This window comes from Propioniciclava sp. LT294, from assembly GCF_059516005.1.
This window is the reverse complement of sequence record NZ_JCAKNG010000008.1, coordinates 64188-81842: the sequence shown is the minus strand read 5'-3', so window position 1 is coordinate 81842 and position 17655 is coordinate 64188. Positions and strand designations below refer to the sequence as shown.

The 17655-nt window shown below is 70.7% G+C and carries 15 protein-coding genes and 1 tRNA gene; 13 read left to right on the top strand and 3 right to left on the bottom strand.

Annotation, left to right across the window (positions count from 1 at the left end):
* Nucleotides 1-52: 52 nt before the first annotated feature.
* Both AC5YDA_RS11430 and AC5YDA_RS11425 read right to left on the bottom strand, forming a co-directional pair.
* Nucleotides 53-1651, bottom strand: coding sequence for an ABC transporter substrate-binding protein (locus AC5YDA_RS11430; RefSeq protein ID WP_496188495.1), 1599 nt, complete (start codon nt 1649-1651; stop codon nt 53-55).
* Between the two features lie 123 nt (nt 1652-1774).
* Nucleotides 1775-3346 (bottom strand): dolichyl-phosphate-mannose--protein mannosyltransferase, encoded by a 1572-nt coding sequence (locus AC5YDA_RS11425; protein WP_496188496.1) that lies wholly within the window; start codon nt 3344-3346, stop codon nt 1775-1777.
* A gap of 32 nt (nt 3347-3378) precedes the next feature.
* Between AC5YDA_RS11425 and rsmI the strand changes: the two genes are divergently transcribed.
* The 7 genes from rsmI to AC5YDA_RS11390 are packed head-to-tail and all read left to right on the top strand — an operon-like array spanning nt 3379 to nt 10384.
* The gene (gene rsmI / locus AC5YDA_RS11420; RefSeq protein WP_496188497.1) at nt 3379-4221 is read left to right on the top strand and encodes a 16S rRNA (cytidine(1402)-2'-O)-methyltransferase; all 843 of its coding nucleotides are present in this window, start codon (nt 3379-3381) and stop codon (nt 4219-4221) included.
* A gap of 57 nt (nt 4222-4278) precedes the next feature.
* On the top strand, nt 4279-5121 hold the full coding sequence (locus AC5YDA_RS11415) for a TatD family hydrolase (RefSeq protein WP_496188498.1): 843 nt from the start codon (nt 4279-4281) through the stop codon (nt 5119-5121).
* The gene (rsmA, locus tag AC5YDA_RS11410) at nt 5114-5968 is read left to right on the top strand and encodes a 16S rRNA (adenine(1518)-N(6)/adenine(1519)-N(6))-dimethyltransferase RsmA (RefSeq protein WP_496188499.1); all 855 of its coding nucleotides are present in this window, start codon (nt 5114-5116) and stop codon (nt 5966-5968) included. The genes AC5YDA_RS11415 and rsmA overlap by 8 nt, the downstream gene beginning before the upstream one ends.
* Nucleotides 5969-6021: 53 nt before the next feature.
* Nucleotides 6022-6954: a 4-(cytidine 5'-diphospho)-2-C-methyl-D-erythritol kinase gene (locus AC5YDA_RS11405; protein ID WP_496188500.1), complete on the top strand. Its 933-nt coding sequence runs from the start codon at nt 6022-6024 to the stop codon at nt 6952-6954.
* 45 nt (nt 6955-6999) lie between these two features.
* The gene (locus tag AC5YDA_RS11400) at nt 7000-8622 is read left to right on the top strand and encodes a circularly permuted type 2 ATP-grasp protein (RefSeq protein WP_496188501.1); all 1623 of its coding nucleotides are present in this window, start codon (nt 7000-7002) and stop codon (nt 8620-8622) included.
* Entirely contained in the window at nt 8616-9539 is a 924-nt protein-coding gene (locus tag AC5YDA_RS11395) for an alpha-E domain-containing protein (RefSeq protein WP_496188502.1), read from the top strand. The genes AC5YDA_RS11400 and AC5YDA_RS11395 overlap by 7 nt, the downstream gene beginning before the upstream one ends.
* Complete coding sequence (locus tag AC5YDA_RS11390; RefSeq protein ID WP_496188503.1) at nt 9536-10384, top strand: transglutaminase family protein; 849 nt, start codon at nt 9536-9538, stop codon at nt 10382-10384. Before AC5YDA_RS11395 ends, AC5YDA_RS11390 begins: the two co-directional genes overlap by 4 nt.
* A gap of 2 nt (nt 10385-10386) precedes the next feature.
* Here the strand turns inward: AC5YDA_RS11390 and AC5YDA_RS11385 are convergent, their stop codons facing one another.
* A complete protein-coding gene (locus AC5YDA_RS11385) occupies nt 10387-11001 on the bottom strand; it encodes a TetR/AcrR family transcriptional regulator (protein ID WP_496188510.1) in 615 nt (204 codons plus the stop codon).
* 198 nt (nt 11002-11199) lie between these two features.
* On the opposite strand from AC5YDA_RS11385, the gene AC5YDA_RS11380 reads away from it, so the two are divergent.
* From AC5YDA_RS11380 to AC5YDA_RS11355, 6 genes are all read left to right on the top strand, one after another.
* A tRNA-Gln gene (locus AC5YDA_RS11380) sits at nt 11200-11281 on the top strand.
* 94 nt (nt 11282-11375) lie between these two features.
* Nucleotides 11376-11993 carry an HAD-IIIA family hydrolase gene (locus AC5YDA_RS11375; RefSeq protein WP_496188504.1) on the top strand — a complete coding sequence of 206 codons (618 nt, stop codon included), beginning with the start codon at nt 11376-11378 and terminating at the stop codon, nt 11991-11993.
* Nucleotides 11994-12068: 75 nt separating this feature from the next.
* A complete protein-coding gene (glmU, locus tag AC5YDA_RS11370; RefSeq protein WP_496188505.1) occupies nt 12069-13532 on the top strand; it encodes a bifunctional UDP-N-acetylglucosamine diphosphorylase/glucosamine-1-phosphate N-acetyltransferase GlmU in 1464 nt (487 codons plus the stop codon).
* Nucleotides 13529-14509: a ribose-phosphate diphosphokinase gene (locus tag AC5YDA_RS11365; RefSeq protein WP_496188506.1), complete on the top strand. Its 981-nt coding sequence runs from the start codon at nt 13529-13531 to the stop codon at nt 14507-14509. The genes glmU and AC5YDA_RS11365 overlap by 4 nt, the downstream gene beginning before the upstream one ends.
* Nucleotides 14510-14638: 129 nt before the next feature.
* Nucleotides 14639-15796, top strand: a complete 1158-nt coding sequence (locus AC5YDA_RS11360) for an amidohydrolase (RefSeq protein WP_496188507.1) — start codon at nt 14639-14641, stop codon at nt 15794-15796.
* A 4-nt stretch (nt 15797-15800) separates the two neighbouring features.
* Nucleotides 15801-17519, top strand: a complete 1719-nt coding sequence (locus AC5YDA_RS11355; RefSeq protein WP_496188508.1) for an MFS transporter — start codon at nt 15801-15803, stop codon at nt 17517-17519.
* The last annotated feature ends 136 nt before the right edge of the window (nt 17520-17655 follow it).

Genomic DNA, 17655 nt, shown 5'->3' with positions numbered 1-17655 from the left:
CCGGAACCGTCCGGGCAAACGGCTGCACTGTACTCCCCGAGCGTCCCGCGCGTCAGGACGTCCAGCCAACGTCCTCCCACTCCACGGTGGCGAAGGCGTGTGCTCCGAAGTTGGCCAGTCCGGTGCGGACGGCGACGAACTCGGGCTCCTGGTAGAGCGGGATCGAGACGACGTCCTGCCACAGGAGACGGGCCAGTTGGCTGGCCTGGTCGGCGCGACGGATGGGGTCGACCTCGGTGCCCACCTCCTGCATGAGTTCGGACGCCCCGGGCGTCGCCGCGGCTCCCTCGGGCAGTCGGGCGAGCGGGAACGCGCTCACCCGCACCGACACGGGGGTGAGATCGGCGTCCTTGATGGCGTTGCGAAGGGTGATGCCCACGGCGTCCAACTGGCCGGCGAGGTCGCGGGCCTCGCCCGGGGACCGCGCGTCGCCGGGGCTCACGAGGAAGGACACGACCAGCGGCAGGCCGTCCTTCATGCGCTGGCCGCCCTCGAGGACCCAGCCCGCCTCGTCCAGCAGGGTGCCGGCCCGGACAGGGTCGTGGGTGAGGCCGGTGGCGCGACCCTGGTCGGCGTAACCGGGCTGGGTCGGCAGCAGCAGGGGGTTGGACCACGTGCGCGGGGGCTCGGCCCCCACGGGCACCTCGGCGCGGCCCACCTCGGTCCGGTCGAGGGCGAGGAGGAGGGCCCGGCGGACGCGCGCGTCGTCGAGCGCGCCCGACCGGGAGACCAGCAGACTGCGCCCGGACGTGCCGGGGGCGGAGCGGATGGCCGTGTCCGCGGCGACACGCGATTGCGCGAGGCGGTCGCTGGAGGCGCCGGTCTCCCACACGTCCAACTCGTTGTGCTGGAACGCCGCGGCGAGTGCCTCCCCGGGGACGGTCCGGAACATGATCCTCTCGAGCTTCGGAGGATCGCCCCACCACAGCGGGTTCCGTTCGAGCGTGACGAGCCCCTGCACCCGGTCCACGTGGGTGACCATGAACGGGCTCGCGTGGCGGGCGTCCACGTAGCTGCTCCAGGAGAACGCGGGCGCGCCGGTGAGGTCGGCGGCCCGCTGGGGGCCGGCGACGAGCGGCTGGATCCAGTCCGGGTCCACGTGCTCGAAGGTCAGCAGGACGGTGGTGGGCGTCTCACCTTGGCGGACCTCGGCGACCCGGTCCCACCCGCCGGTGGCGTCCGGGGGGATCCCGTCCACCTGACCGGAGGCGGCCCGCCACGTCGCGATCCAGTCGTCCGCGGTGATGGGAGTGGCGTCGCCCCACACGGCCCGCTCGTTGAGGATCAGGGTCACGAGGGTGTGATCGGTGTGCGAGGCGTGGACGTCCGAGATGAAGTCGGGGTTCGGGGTCGGCCGGCCCGCGGCGTCCAGGGTGAAGTGCGCGGGCGTCAGCGGGGCCAGGACGCGCTGGGTGTCGGCATCGGCGTCCGGGTGGCGGGGGTTCCACTGGGTGGGGAGGTGGCTGATGGGGAACCGCAACAACCCACCCTCACGCACCCGGTCGCGGGGCAGCGGGTTGATGTCACGCTCCGCGTCCGCCCCCACGGGTGGGGAGGTGGTCACCTCGGGAATCGTCTGGGCCGTACAGGCCACCAGGAGCATGGCCGCGAGGGCGCCGAGGATCGCGCGGGGACGCGGCGGCGTGCTCACGGGTGGGTCCTCCTGGGGGCCTGCGGCGGGTGACAATGCGTTTCACCCTAGTTGCGGCGCAACTCCGCGAGTCCCTTGTTGCGGTCACGATTCGGACACCGGAGGTCACGATTCGGACAAGGGCTACACCCAGGAACGCAACCACATGCGTGCCCACCACTGGTCGTGGGGGATCACCTCGGCGGTGAGGACCGGGTACAGGAGGGCGAAGTTCGCGGCCACCGCTCCGACCGCGAGGCCGGCGACGATGGCACCGATCCGACGGCCCGGCGCACGGGCCGGACCGAGCGCCAGCCCCAGCGCCATGGCCAGCGCGATCGTCGAGAAGGGGATGATCGTGATCGCGTAGAAGAAGAAGACGGGACGGTCCGCGGACGCGAACCAGGGCAGATAGGTGGCGGCCGTCCCCAGCACCGGGACCGCGAAGCGCCAGTCGCGCCCGCCCAGCCACCAGATCAGCGCGACCGCCAGGGCGGCGGCGGCCATCCACCACAGGAGGGGGGTGCCCATGCCGGTGATGACGGCCACGCACTTCTCGGTGCCCGGCGGACAGCCCTGCGTACCGGCGGCGATGTCGTTCTCGGCGTGGAAGCTCGTCGGTCGCAGCATGAGCAGCCAGCCCGCCGGGTGTGCGTCGTAGGCGTGCTCCTGGCCCCGGATGTAGGCGCCGGTGTGGAACTCGAGGATCTCCCGGTGGTAGTTCAGCAGCGACGCGAATCCCTCGCCGAACGCCGACACCCACGGGTGGCCGGGGTTCTTGCTGCCCCAGTCGCGCCCCCACGCCCCCGAGCTGTTCAGCCACCCGGCCCAGGAGGCCACGTAGACGACGAACGCGGTGACGACGATGGACACGAACGCGAGCACACCCTCGCGCAACACCGCCGTCCAGGACCGGAACCCGGCACCGGCCAGGCGCCGCGCGCCCACGTCCCACAGCACCGTGAGGATGCCGAACACGGCGATCACGTAGACCGAGTTCCACTTGACGCCCGTGGCCAGGCCCAGCAGGACGCCGGCCGTCCAGCGCCAGGGGCGCCACCACAGGAGTGGACCGAAGGAGCCGCCCAGGGTCGTCAGCCCACGGGCCGCCATGGCATCGGCGAGGCGATGGCGGTGGTCGTCGCGGTCCGCGACGATCGCGGCGACGCCGGCGACGATGAAGGTGGCCTGGAAGATGTCCAACAGGGCGATCCGGCTCATCGTGAAGGCGAGGCCGTCGAGGGTCAGCATGAGGCCGGCCATCGCACCGATGAGCAGCGACCGCGAGAGGCGCCGCGCCAGCCGGATCGTGGCGACCACGAGCAGTGACCCGAACACCACTGCCATGATCCGCCAGCCGAAGGTGTTGAGGCCGAACATGGCCTCGCCGAGCGCGATCAGCCACTTGCCGACTGGCGGATGGGCGATGAACGAGCCGGCGGGGCCCAACGAGGATGCGTCGCCGAGCAGGACCTGCGGATTGGAGGTGTCGGCGGCGGCCCAGGTCCCCTCGTAGCCCAGCGTGAGCAGGGACCAGGCGTCCTTGGCGTAGTAGGTCTCGTCGAACACGACCGCGTTCGGACGCGCCACGCCGATGACCCGGATCGCGAAGGCCAGCAGGCCGATCCCGAGCGTCACCGCCCAGCCGAGCCACTCGTTCCCCCGGACGCCGTCGCGCAGACGGTCGATGGTGGTGGGGGCGGCCGACGTCGTCACCCGGCCATGCTAGCCACGTCATACTGGGAGGCATGACCGACGGTGTGCTCGTCCTTGCCGCCACGCCCATCGGGGACGTGGCGGACGCCAGTCCCGCCATGATCGGCGCATTGGTGGGGGCGGACGTGATCGCCGCCGAGGACACCCGGCGCCTGCGCGACCTGCTCCGCCGGATGGGGGTGGAGACGACGGCTCGCGTCGTGTCCTATTTCGACGGCAACGAGGCGTCCCGCGTCGGCGTGCTGATGGACGCCCTGCGCGCGGGCGAGCGTGTGGTCGTGGCCACGGACGCCGGGATGCCCGCGGTCTCCGACCCCGGCTTCCGGATCGTCCAGGCGGCCATCGAGGCGGGCATCCGGGTGACCGCGGTCCCGGGCCCCTCGGCCGTGCTGACCGCGCTGGCGATCTCCGGCCTGCCCACCGACCGCTTCTGTTTCGAGGGATTCGTCTCCCGCAAGGCGGGTGAACGCCGCCGCGCGCTGGGGGCGCTCGCGCGCGAGGAGCGCACGATGGTGTTCTTCGAGGCCCCCCACCGCCTGGCCGACTTCCTCGCCGACGCACGGGACGCCCTGGGTGCCGACCGTCCCGCCGCCGTGTGCCGCGAGCTGACCAAGACGTATGAGGAGGTCATCCGCGGCGGGCTGGGAGAGTTGGCCGCGTGGGCCGCCGGCGAGGTCCGGGGTGAGATCACGGTGGTCGTCGCGGGAGCGACGGGGCCGGCGGTCACCGTCGAGGACGCCGTCGCCGAGGTCTTGGCCCGCGTCGGGGCCGGCGAGCGTTTGAAGCCCGCCGTCGCCGACGTGGCCGCGGCGTCCGGGGTGGGCAAGAACGAGCTCTACGAGGCGGCGCTGGCCGCCCGGCGTGGGACAGCGTGAACTTGTGACCCGACTGCGGGTGACAAGTTCACGCTGTCTGCGTGGGAGGATGGCGCGGTGACCGCTGAACTGCCGCAGGCACCCGAACCACTGGCCGTTCCGACGACGGACGCCCACACGCACCTGGGCACCACCGCGCACAAGACCGGCCTGTCGGCGGCCGACGCGATCGGGCGAGCGGCCGCGGTCGGGGTGCACCGGCTGGTCGACGTGGGCTACGACCTGCCCAGCTCGCAGGCGGCGATCGCGGTGGCCGAGGAGTTCGAGGCCGTCGTCGCAACGGTCGCGATCCATCCGCACGACGTCGCCGAACTCGGTGACGGCCTCGATGAGGCGCTGCGCGGCATCGAGGCGCTGCTGGGCACCTCCGACCGGATCCGCGGCGTGGGGGAGACCGGCCTGGACCACTACTGGGTCAAGGACGAGTCAGCACGGGCTCGCCAGCGCGAGGCGTTCGCGGCGCACATCGGGTGGGCGAAAGCGCACCACCTGGCGTTGGTCATCCACGACCGGGACGCCCACTCCGACATCGTCGACGTGCTCGACGCCGAGGGTTGGCCCGCGCGCGTCCAGATGCACTGCTTCTCCGGAGACGCCGCATTCGCCCGCCGCTGCCTGGACCGCGGGGCCCACCTCTCCTTCCCCGGAACGGTGACCTTCAAGGCCAACGACGACCTTCGCGAGGCCGCCCGCGTGACCCCGCTGGACCGCCTCCTCGTGGAGACGGACGCCCCGTACCTCACCCCGGTGCCGGTGCGTGGGCGGCCGAACGCCAGCTACCTGCTGCCGCACACGGTGCGCTTCCTGGCCGAGCTGCGCGGGGAGGACGTCGACACCCTCTGCAGCGCGTTGGACGCCAACGCCACGGCCCTGTTCGGCGACTGGGGCGACCATGGCTGACAGCCTCCTGGACCCTCGGACGATCCGTGAGCTCGCCGCCGAGCTGGACCTGCGTCCCACCAAGCAGCGCGGCCAGAACTTCGTGCACGACGCCAACACGGTACGCCGCATCGTGGCGGCGTCGGGGATCACGAGCGACGACGTGGTGCTCGAGATCGGCCCGGGCCTGGGGTCGCTGACGCTGGGCCTGCTCGAGGTGGCCCGGCACGTCCACGTCATCGAGATCGAGCAGTCGCTGGCGCGCCGCCTGCCGCGGACGGTCGCCGAGCGGCTGCCCGGCGCGTCGGACAAGCTCCATGTGATCGAGTCGGACGCCCTCGATGTGACCGAACTGCCGGACCCGCAGCCCACCGCCGTGGTGGCGAACCTGCCCTACAACGTGAGCGTGCCGGTACTGCTGCACGTGCTGGCGCTGTGGCCCTCGATCGAGCGCGGCCTGGTGATGGTGCAGCTCGAGGTGGCTGACAGGCTCGTCGCCCCGCCCGGTTCGAAGGTGTACGGCGTGCCGAGCGCGAAGCTGGCCTGGTACGCCGAGGCGTCCCGGGTCGGGACCGTGCCGCCCAAGGTCTTCTGGCCGGTCCCGAACGTGGATTCGGGGCTCGTCCGGCTGACCCGCCGCGAGCCGCCGGCCACGACGGCGAGCCGCACGGACGTGTTCCGCGTCGTCGACGCAGCCTTCGGGCAGCGCCGCAAGATGCTGCGCGGTGCCCTGTCCGGGCTGTTCGGCAGCGGCGCGGACGCCGTCGCCGCTCTCGAGGCGGCCGGGGTGGATCCCCAGGCCCGCGGCGAGGTCCTCGGGATCGCGGACTTCGCCAGGGTTGCGGAGCGCCTGCCCGAACGTGCCTGACGTCTTGGCGTCCGACCTTCCCCACCACTCGTGCGGCTGGTAGACAGGAGGCCATGAGTGTCAGCGAGACCATCAGCCACCACGTGAAGGTCCGCGCCCCGGGCAAGGTGAACCTCGCCCTGCGGGTGGGCGGCCTCCGCGAGGACGGCTACCACGCGCTGGCCACCGTCTTCCAGGCGCTGTCGCTGTTCGACGACCTCGCCGCCCGCGCCGCCGCCCCCGGCTCGTACGGCATCGCCATCGCGGGCGACCAGGCCCACCTCGTGCCCGCCGACGACACCAACCTGGCGGTGAGGGCGGCGCGGTTGCTGGCCGCCCGCCACGGCGGGGAGGACCGCTACGGCGTCGACCTGTCGATCCGCAAGACGATCCCGGTCACCGGCGGCATGGCCGGTGGATCCGCGAACGCCGCCGCCGCGCTGGTGGCCTGTGCGGTGTTGTGGGGCATCGACATCAACCCGGACGAGCTGCGCGAACTGGGAGCCGAGCTCGGCGCGGACGTCCCCTTCTGCCTCTTGGGCTCCACCGCCCTGGGCCGCGGCCGCGGCGACGACCTCGTGCCGGTGTTGAGCCGCGGCGGCTATCACTGGGTGCTCGCGCTGCCGGACGTCGAGTTGTCGACGCCGGCCGTCTTCCGCCGCTTCGACGAACTGAACCCGGACGCCGATCCCACGCCCCCGCCCGTGCCGTCCGAGCTGCTCGAGGGCCTCGCCAGCGGGGACGTCCGCCGCGTGGCCGCCCACCTCGTCAACGACCTCGAGCCCGCCGCGATCTCGCTGCGTCCGCACCTGGCCGAGCTGTTGGACGCCGGGCGCTCGGCCGGAGCTCTGGCCGGGATCGTGTCCGGATCGGGGCCCACCTGCGCCTTCCTGGCGGCGAACGAGGACGCGGCCGTCAGCCTCTCCAACGACCTCAGCTCGCTCGGCCTGTGCCGTTCGGTGCGGAGAGCATCCGGTCCGGTTCCGGGGGCGCGCCAGCTCGCCTGATGGGGTTGGTCACGCACGGGCGGGCGAGGTTCTAAGCTGCGCCCCATGGCGCTCTTCGACTCCTATCCGCAGGGCCGCGCGTGGGACGAGATGATCGACCGCGCCGGCGGGCCCCGCGCCCCGTACGAGGTCATGCACGACACCCTCAGCCGCCTCGGGCCCACCGAACTCGCCGAACGTGCCGACCAGCTCGCTCGCAGCTATGTCGACCAGGGAGTCACCTTCGACTACGCCGGTGAGGAGCGGGCCTTTCCGCTGGATCTGGTGCCCCGGATCATCCCCGTCGAGGAATGGGACGTCATCGAACGCGGCGTCCAGCAGCGCGTGAAGGCGTTGGAGGCCTTCCTCGACGACGTGTACGCCCACGAGGGCCAGCTGCCGCGGGTGGTCGACGACGGGGTCCTGCCCCGCGAGCTCATCGTCAGCTCCAAGCACTTCCACCGGGCGGTGGCCGGGCTGCGGCCGCACAACGGCGTCCGGGTGCACGTGTCGGGCATCGACCTGATCCGCGACGAGGAGGGCACCTTCCGCGTGCTCGAGGACAACGTGCGCGTCCCGTCCGGGGTCTCGTACGTCATCTCGAACAGGCGGGCGCTCACCAACACGTTCCCCGAGGCGTTCCAGGCGCTGCGCATCCGCCAGGTGCACGACTACCCACGGCACCTCCTGCGCGCGCTCCGGGCGGCGGCCCCGGACGGCAACCCGAACCCGACCGTCGTCGTCCTCACGCCCGGTGTGTACAACTCGGCCTACTTCGAGCACTCGCTGCTGGCCCGCATGATGGGCGTGGAGCTCGTCGAGGGGCGCGACCTCATCTGCACCGGTGGCAACATCCGCATGCGCACGACCCGTGGCGACCAGCAGGTGGACGTCATCTACCGGCGCGTGGACGACGACTTCCTGGACCCGGTGCACTTCCGCCCCGACTCGATGCTCGGCGTCCCGGGCCTGATCAATGCCGTGCGGGCCGGACGCGTGACGGTCGCGAACGCGGTCGGCAACGGCGTGGCGGACGACAAGCTCATCTACTCCTACGTGCCGGACTTCATCCGCTACTACCTGGACGAGGATCCGATCATCCCCAACGTCGACACCCACCGCTGCGTCGAGCCGGACGCCCTGCGCCATGTCCTGGCCAACATCGACCAGATGGTCGTCAAGCCGGTGGACGGCTCGGGGGGCAAGGGCCTGGTGATCGGCCCCGAGGCGGACGGCCGGACGCTGGACGCCCTGCGCGCCCGGCTCCAGGAGGACCCGCGCGGCTGGATCGCGCAGCCGGTCGTCCAGCTGTCGACGGTGCCGACGCTGATCGACGGGGAGTTCAAGCCCCGCCACGTCGACCTGCGCCCGTTCGCGGTCAACGACGGCGAGACGGTGACCGTCCTGCCCGGTGGCCTGACGCGCGTGGCGCTCCCCGAGGGGGAACTGGTCGTGAACAGCTCCCAGGGTGGCGGTTCCAAGGACACATGGGTGCTGGCCCGCCCCGAACGCGTCGAGCCGGTGGAGGGCATGGACGAGGGCGGCCTGGAGACCACCGAGATCGTCGTCATGACCGCTCCGGACCAGTTCACGGAGGAGGCCGTCCGCTCGGTGAAGGAGCAGGAGAAGCAGCAACAGCAGGCCGCCGCGGTGGTCGGGCCCCGCCGGACGGGAGGATCGCCGTGTTGAGCCGCATCGCGGAGTCGCTGTTCTGGATCGGCCGCTACGTCGAGCGTGTCGACGGGACGGCCCGCCTCGTCGACGTCGTTCGCCTGGCGATGCTCGAGGGCGGGTTCGGCCCCAACGACGAGTCGGCCAACATGGTCCTGAACGTCGTCATGGGCGGCCACCCGAACAAGATGGTCACCTACACGGACCTGCGCGACCGCCTCGTCTTCGACGCCGGCAACGCCAGCTCCGTCACGGGCTCCTTCAACGCCGCCCGGGACAACGCCCGCCGTGCACGCGAGACGCTGTCGACCGACCTGTGGGAGGCCATCAACACCGCCTGGCTGCGGTGGGGGCGCCTCGGCCCCCCGGACGGCACGGCGCGCCACCTCGCGTGGGCACGGGAGCGATCGATCCTGATCAGCGGCATCGCCGACTCGACGATGAACCACGACGAGGCCTGGGACTTCCTCGTGCTGGGCCGCTACCTCGAGCGGGCCGACATGACGGCGCGGATCATCACCACCGGGACGCTGCCGATCGGGGGCCTGTCGTGGCAGGCCGTCCTGAGCTCCTGCGGCGGCAACCAGGCGTTCATGCGCAGCAACCAGGGGTTGTTCAACGACCGCAACGTGGCGACGTTCCTCGTGCTCAACCGCGAGTTCCCGCGTTCGGTGCTGTTCGCCCTCGCCGAGGCGGAGACGGCGCTCGCGCGCCTCGACCCCCAGAAGACCCCCATCGGCTTCACCGGTGAGGGCCAACGCCTGCTCGGCCGCATCCGCACGTCGCTGGAGTACCGCCAGCCGGCGAACATCATCGGCGACCTGCCGCACCAGATGCTGCGCGTGCAGCAGATGGTCACGGCGGTGTCGGACGCCGTCGGTGCCCGCTACTTCCCGGGCGGGCCGGAGCAGTCCTGGACGGAGGAACTCAGGTGAGCCCGCAGCGCTACCGCGTCAGCCACACCAGCACGTACGCCTACACCGGCCCCATCAGCGCCTCCCACAACGAGGTGCGGATGACCCCGCTCACCGAGGAGGGGCAGGCCACGCTGGAGTCCCGGCTGAGGATCCGTCCCCTCACGTGGTCGAACTCGTACCGCGACTACTTCGGCACGCAGGTGACCGCGTTGGAGACCTCCGGCTTCCACGAGTCGCTGGAGTTGGAGGCCATCTCCACCGTCGAGCGCTACCCCGTGGAACAGGAACTCCGGCCGGCGACCTGGGAGGCCCTGCGCGACCGGCTCTGCCGCGACCGGTGCTTCGAGTACCTGGCCGAGCGTCGACACACCGAGCTTCCCGAGGACGTGCTGGCCTCCTTCGCCGCGGCAGCGGACGGACTGGACCCCGAGGCGTCCGTCGAGGCGGTGGTGGCGGCGGTGCGCGGCCACCTGGCCTACCAGGCCGGCGTGACGGTGGCGACGACGGTCGCGGCCGAGGCGTGGGCCGAGGGCAAGGGCGTGTGCCAGGACTTCGTCCACGCCACGTTGGGCGGCCTGAGGCACTTGGGGATCCCGGCCCGCTATGTGTCGGGCTACCTCATGCCGGATCCCGACGCCCCGCTCGGCCAGCCGGTCACGTCGGAGTCGCACGCGTGGGTGGAATGGTTCGACGGGGAGTCCTGGCGGGCGGTGGACCCGACCAACGACCTCACCGTGTCGCTGGGGCACATCGCCGTCGCCCGGGGACGTGACTACGAGGACGTCGCACCCTTCAAGGGCGTCTACCTGGGTGACCAGGAGGCGGACCTGACCGTGGCGGTCACGATCACGCGGCTGAGCTGACGTCAGTCGGACTCGACCCGGAGATCCGGACGCGGGTGCAGCCGCTGCATGCCATGCCAGGCCAGGTTCACCAGGTGGGCGGCGACCTCCGGCTTGGTGAGCGTGGTGTCCTCGCGGGATTCCACCCACCACTGGCCCGACAGTGCGACCAGGCCGACGAGCATCTGGGAGTACAGGGGGGCGGTGCCCGGGTCGAAGCCGCGGCGCTGGAACTGGGCCGCGAGCAGGCCCTCGACCCGGCTGGCGATGGACGACAGGATCGTCTGGAAGTTCCCGCCCCGGGAGTACGGGGAGCTGTCGCGGCTGATGATGCGGAACCCGTCCGGCTCCTCCTCGATGTAGTCGAGCAGGGCGAGTGTGCCGAGCTCGATCAGGGAGCGCGGGTCGGTGTGCGGACGGCTGATCGCGGCGTAGATCGAGTCGTGCAGGCGCCGGACCTCCCGGTCGACGACCACGTCGTAGAGGCCCTCCTTGCCGCCGAAGTGCTCGTACACCACGGGCTTGCTGACCTCGGCGTGCGCGGCGATCTCCTCGACGCTGGTGCCGTCGAGTCCCTTCTCGGCGAACAGCCCGCGCGCCACCTCGATGAGTTGCTCCCGCCGCTCCGCGCGCGTCATCCTCACGCGCCCACGTCGGGCACGCGCGGCGGTGGGATTGCTCGACGTCACCGGCCCAGTCTGGCCTGCCGAGGCAAAACCCGCCAATGGGCGCCCCCGGTTCGGCCGACAGCGCGCCGCTGCGAGCCGAAGGCCTGCGTTGTGCGTTCGAATCCCGCTGTGGCCTAGACTCGTCTGTCAGGGCGCCGCGGCGTCCGAACCCCGGTTGGTCTTTCGGCAGGGCCCGCCTGACTTTGAATCAGGATCAGCGAAGTAGGTTCGACTCCTACCCGGGGTGCCAACGTTCGTGCGGCCGTGCTGGGATTCCCCGGTCGCCTGCGATGGTCGAAGCGGGTGCCACGGCGCAGAGGGCGAGCTGCCGGTAGGTTCGCACCATGACCGCAGCAGCACGCCGGGGGAATGCCGTCCGCCCCGACTTCGTCATCGATGCCGTCGCGCACCTGAGCGCCGCCGACCTCCGCAGCCTCGCCCCTGGCGTCGCCGCGCTGTGCTTCGACATCGACGGGACCGTCACCGACTACCACGCCCCGACCGTCCCCAGCGATGCGACCGAGCACCTCCGTGGCCTGGCCGACGCCGGGTACCAGACCTTCGTCGTGAGCAACTGCTACGGCGAGCGCGCCCGCGAGGTGCATCGCCTGTTCGAACCTCACGTCACGGCGGTCTTCACCCCCGAGGACTGCGTCGACCCGGCCGACCCGAGGCCCAACCCCCGCAAGCACGGCAAGCCGGCGCCGGACATGATCCTCGCTGCGATCCGACACGCGCGGCTCGCCCCGCACGAGGTCCTGATGGTCGGTGACCAGATGTTCAAGGACGTCCTGGCGGCCCGTCGCGCCGGCGCGCGGGCCCTGCTCGTCCCTCGGCTGGGGGCCAGCGACCACGCCGGCGTCCGGTACCTGCAGCGCCCGATCGAGCGGGTGCTCCGTCCGCTCCTGGGCCTGCCCGGCCCTGGGGACGCCTGGCCCCGAGCGCTCACGGCCGTCCTCTGACAGGGGGCCCTCTGCTCCTGCCACCTCGCTAGGATGACCACGTCGCAGCAAGCCCCCGACCTTCAGGAGAGCCGAATGAGCGAGCAGGCGCAGGTACGCGGAGTGGCGGGGGTGGTCGTCCTGGCCGCAGGCGCCGGGACCCGCATGAAGTCGCGAACCTCCAAGCTGCTCCACCAGGTGGCCGGCCGCTCCATGCTGAGCCACGCCATCAGCGCCGCGGACGCCCTCACCCCCGAGAACCTCGTCGTGGTCGTCGGCCACGAGCGCGAGCAGGTCGAGGCGCACCTCACCGAGATCGCCCCCCACGTGGTCACGGCGGTCCAGGAGGAGCAGAACGGCACCGGGGACGCCGTGCGTTGCGGCCTCGCCCCGCTCCGCGACGTCCAGGGGGAAGTGGTCGTCACCTACGGCGACGTCCCGCTGCTGACCGGCGAGACCCTGATCGACCTCGTCGCCGCGCACCGCGCCCACGGGGACGCCGTGACCCTGCTCACCGCCCGACTCGACGATCCCCATGGCTACGGCCGCATCGTCCGGGACACCGACGGCGACCAGGTCGCCGCGATCGTGGAGCAGAAGGACACCACCCCCGAGCAGGCCACGATCTGCGAGATCAACGCCGGCATCTACGTCTTCGAGGCGGACGTGCTGCGGGAGGGCCTGGAGTCGCTCACGACCGACAACGCGCAGGGCGAACTCTACCTGACCGACGTGGTGAAGTTCGCCCGCGGCAAGGGCCTGTCCGTCCACTCGCTGGTCCTGGAGGACCGCTGGCAGACCGAGGGCGTGAACGATCGCGTCCAGCTGGCCGCCCTGAACAAGGAGTTCAACCGGCGCCTCATCGAGAAGGCGCAGCGCGCCGGCGTCACGATCGTCGACCCGGACACGACCTGGCTCCACGACACGGTCGACCTCGCCCCCGACGTGACCATCCTCCCCGGCACCAGCCTCGAGGGGGCGACGTCGGTGGCCACCGGCGCCACGATCGGCCCGGACACCACGCTCGTCGACGTCGAGGTGGGGGAGAACGCCACGGTCGTCCGCACCCACGCCAGCCTCGCCGTCATCGGGGCGGGTGCCTCGGTCGGGCCCTTCGCCTACCTCCGCCCCGGCACCGAACTCGGTGCCGGCGGCAAGATCGGGACGTTCGTGGAGACGAAGAACTCCAAGATCGGCCCGGGAGCCAAGGTGCCGCACCTGAGCTACGCCGGCGATGCCGACATCGCCGAGGGCGCCAACATCGGTGCGGGCACGATCTTCGCCAACTACGACGGGGTCAACAAGAGCAGGACCGTCATCGGCCGTTACAGTTTCGTCGGTTCCAACACCGTCCTGATCGCCCCCGTGACGGTCGGTGACGGTGCCTACGTCGCGGCCGGGTCGGCGCTCACGGACGAGGTCGGGCCCGGAGAGTTGGCCATTGCCCGGGGCAAGCAGCGTAATATTCCCGGCTGGGTGGAAAGTCGCCGCGCGGGTACCAAGACGCACCGAGCCGCAAGGGAAGCGAGCGACACAATGGAAGGAACCTCCGAGCAGTGACGGGGATCAAGCGCCAGTCCGAGAAGCACCTCATCGTCGCCTCCGGGCGCGCCTACCCGGAGCTGGCCGAAGAGGTGGCCGCGCTCATCGGGGTCGACCTCGTCCCGACCCGCGCCCTGACCTATGCCAACTCCGAGATCTACGTCCGCTTCGAGGAGTCGGTCCGCGGATGCGACGCCTTCGTGCTCCAGTCGCACTGCGCTCCGGTCAACGAGTGGCTCATGGAGCAGCTGATCATGGTGGACGCCCTCAAGCGTGCCTCCGCCAAGCGCATCACGGTCGTCTCGCCGTTCTACCCCTACGGCCGCCAGGACAAGAAGCACGCCGGCCGTGAGCCGATCTCCGCCCGTCTCGTCGCCGACCTCTACAAGACGGCCGGCGCCGACAGGCTGATGTCGATCGACCTGCACGCCTCCCAGATCCAGGGATTCTTCGACGGCCCCGTCGACCACCTCATCGGGTTGCCGGTCCTCGTGGACTACATCATCCAGAACTACCCCCTCGACAACCTCACGGTCGTCTCCCCGGACGCCGGCCGGGTCCGGCTGGCCGACGCCTACACCGACAAGCTCGGCGCCCCGCTGGCGATCATCCACAAGCGGCGCGACCCGAACAAGGCCAACGAGGTCGCCGTCGGCGAGGTCGTCGGCGACGTCAAGGGCCGCGTGTGCCTGCTGGTCGACGACATGATCGACACCGCGGGCACCATCTGTGCCGCCGCCCAGACGCTCAAGGACCACGGCGCCGCTCAGGTCATCGCCGCGGCGACCCATCCGATCCTGTCGGGTCCGGCGGCCGAACGCCTCAACGCGTCGGCCTTCGAGGAGATCATCGTCACCAACACGTTGCCGATCAGGGACGAGATCAACATCCCGAAACTGACCGTCCTGTCGATCGCGCCGCTGATCGCCGAGGCGATCCGGCAGATCTTCGAGGACGGCTCCGTCACGAGCCTGTTCGACGGCGCGCACCTGTAGGGCCGAAGCTCCCGCCACGAATTCGCGGCTTTCCGTGCGGTGGCCCCGGAAGATTCCTAACATCGAATCGTCCCGGGAAGGGGAGACACCATGAGTCCGACACGTCGTGTCCTGCAGGGAATACCGGCCATGACTCCTTGGCAGGAGGAGTTGTACGTCCACCTCCACAAGAATCCCGAGTTGTCATTCCAGGAGGCCGCAACGGCCCAGGAAATCACGCGACGGCTCGAGTCGTACGGCTACGCGACGCAGCAGATCGGTGGCGGCGTCGTGGGGGTCCTCGAGAACGGTGCGGGACCCACCGTCCTGTTCCGGGCCGACATGGATGCGCTGCCGGTCGAGGAGGCCACCGGGCTCGCGTACTCCTCCGAGGTGCCCGGCGTGATGCACGCCTGCGGCCACGACCTCCACATCGTCGCCGGCCTGGGTGCCGCGTCCCTGCTCGCCGACAACAAGGACGCCTGGAGCGGGACCTACATCGCCCTGTTCCAGCCCGCCGAGGAGACGGGCGCGGGTGCGACCTCGATGGTCGACGACGGCCTGGCCGACAAGATCCCGAGGCCGGACGTGGCACTGGGCCAGCACGTGCTCACCAAGCCGGCCGCCGGAAAGGTGGGTGTGACGGACGGCCCGATGCTGTCCGCCGCCGCCAACATCAGGATCAAGGTCCACGGCAGGGGCTCGCACGGGTCGATGCCGCACCTGGGCGTCGACCCGGTCGTCCTGTGCTCATCGATCGTGATGCGCCTGCAGGGGATCGTCTCCCGCGAGGTCTCCCCGTTCGACTTCGCCGTCTGCACGATCGGCAGTGTCCAGGTGGGCACGAAGGCCAACATCATCCCGGCCGAGGGCACCCTGCTGCTCAACCTGCGCGCGTACGACGAGGCGGTCCTGCAGCAGATGATCGACGCGATCAAGCGCATCGTGGACGCCGAGTGCGCCGCGTCCAACGCGCCGAAGCCGGCCGAGATCGAGCAGTTCGAGTCCTATCCGCTGACCGACAACGACCCCGCGGTCGCCGCCAGGATCAAGGACGCCCTGGTGGAGGCCCTCGGCGCCGACCGTGTCGAGAAGCTGGACCCGATCACGGCGTCCGAGGACTTCAGCAACATCCCGCGTGCCTTCGGCATCCCGTACTGCTACTGGGGATTCGGTGGTTTCACGCCCGACCAGCAGGTGTTCCCCAACCACAACCCGGCCTTCGGGCCCGCCCTGCAGCCCACCCTGACGACCGGCACCGAAGCGGCCGTCGCGGGCGTCCTCGCCTACCTCGGAAAGGAAGAGTGACATCATGACCACTGCTGCACCTGTCGCGGAGAAGCAGGGCTACCAGGGCACGGAAAAGCTGCTGTGGGGCATCGTCCTCGGCGTCGTCACCTTCTGGCTGTTCGCCGGCACCGCCGGCACCGTCGCGCCCGCGATCCTGCGCGACATCAACGCGGGGGGCATGGAGTACGTCGACGCAGCGTCCATGAACCTGGCCGTCTCGATCACCGCACTCTTCTCCGGCCTGTTCATCGTCCTGATGGGCGGCATGGCCGACAAGGTCGGCCGCGTCAAGATCGCCCTCATCGGTCTGGTCATGGGCATCGTCGGCTCGCTCCTCCTGGTCTTCGCCGCCGGCCCGCTCGCCCTCCCGCTGCTCATCACGGGACGCGCGGTCCAGGGCTTCTCAGCGGCCTGCATCATGCCGTCGACGATGGCCTTGGTGAAGACGTACTGGGACGGCGCCGGTCGCCAGCGCGCCGTCTCGATGTGGTCGATCGGTTCGTGGGGCGGCTCCGGCCTCGCCGCGCTCTTCGGCGGCGCCGTCGTCAACTACGTCGGGTGGCGCGGCATCTTCATCGTGTCGATCGTGATCTCCGCGATCTCGTTCTTCATGATCCTCGGCACCCCCGAGAGCAAGGTCCAGCAGAAGTCCAAGAAGGCGTTCGACATCGTCGGCCTCGTGCTGTTCATCGTCGGCACGCTGGGCCTCATGATCGTGCTCCTGTTCGGCTCCAAGCTCGGATGGGGCAGCGCGATCGTGCTGATCCTGGCTGTCGTCGCCGCCGTGGCCTGGGTGTTCTTCGTGATCTGGGAGCGGAAGCAGGCGAGCCCGTTCATCGACTTCAACCTGTTCAAGAACACCACGTTCACCGGTGCCACGATCTCGAACTTCCTGCTCAACGGCACCATCGGCCTGCTCATCGTGTCACAGCAGCTCATCCAACTGGCTGGATGCCGGGTGCCGCGTGACGCGGCGGGCATGTGCCCCCAGGGCGGCGCGTACAGCGCCTTGGACGCCGGCCTCTTGACGCTGGGTTACGGCATCTTCATCATCGCCTTCATCCGGGTCGGAGAGAAGCTGCTGCAGCGCTTCGGGCCCCGCAAGCCGATGATCTGGGGCGCGATCATCGTGATCGTCGCCTGCTTGCTGTTGATGATGACCCACCTGCTCATCGGACAGTACGTGGTCCTCGCGATCATCGCCTACTCGCTGTTCGGCCTCGGCCTCGCCTTCTACGCGACGCCCTCGACGGACGCCGCGCTGAGCAACCTGCCGGCCGACCAGGCCGGCGCGGGCGCGGGCATCTACAAGATGGCCTCCTCGCTGGGTGGCGCGATCGGCGCCGCCGTCTCGCTCGCCGTCTTCACCGGCATGGCGGGCGCGGGTGGCCAGTTCCTGGGCAATGTCGTCACGATGGAGGGCGCCCAGACCAACACCGGCCTGCGTGCCGCCGGCATGATCGCCATCGGCGTGAACCTGCTCTTCTGCGTCCTGGCCATCCTGTCGATCACGATGACCGTGCCGAAGGGCGGTGGCAGGCGTGACCTGGGCAAGTCGGCTCCGTCCCCGACGCCGCAGCCCCAGCTTGCGCCCGACGAGGCCCGCCAGGCAATCATCGCCCGCCTGTCCACCCTCTCGCTCGCCGAGCTCGAGCGGCTGGAGAAGCAGATCCTGGTCGGCGAACTGGCCGAGCTGGAGCCCGGCGTGCTCAGGCAGTTGATCGCGGAACGACGCGGCTGACACCCTCCCTGTCGCCACTACCGGGTCGGCGTCCCGGGCCCCAGGCCCGGGACGCCGGCCCGGTCCGCGTTTGGGCCGCGCCCGCGGCGTCCGCTAGCATGGAGCGGTTGCTTGGCGAGGGGACCCGAGGTCCCGT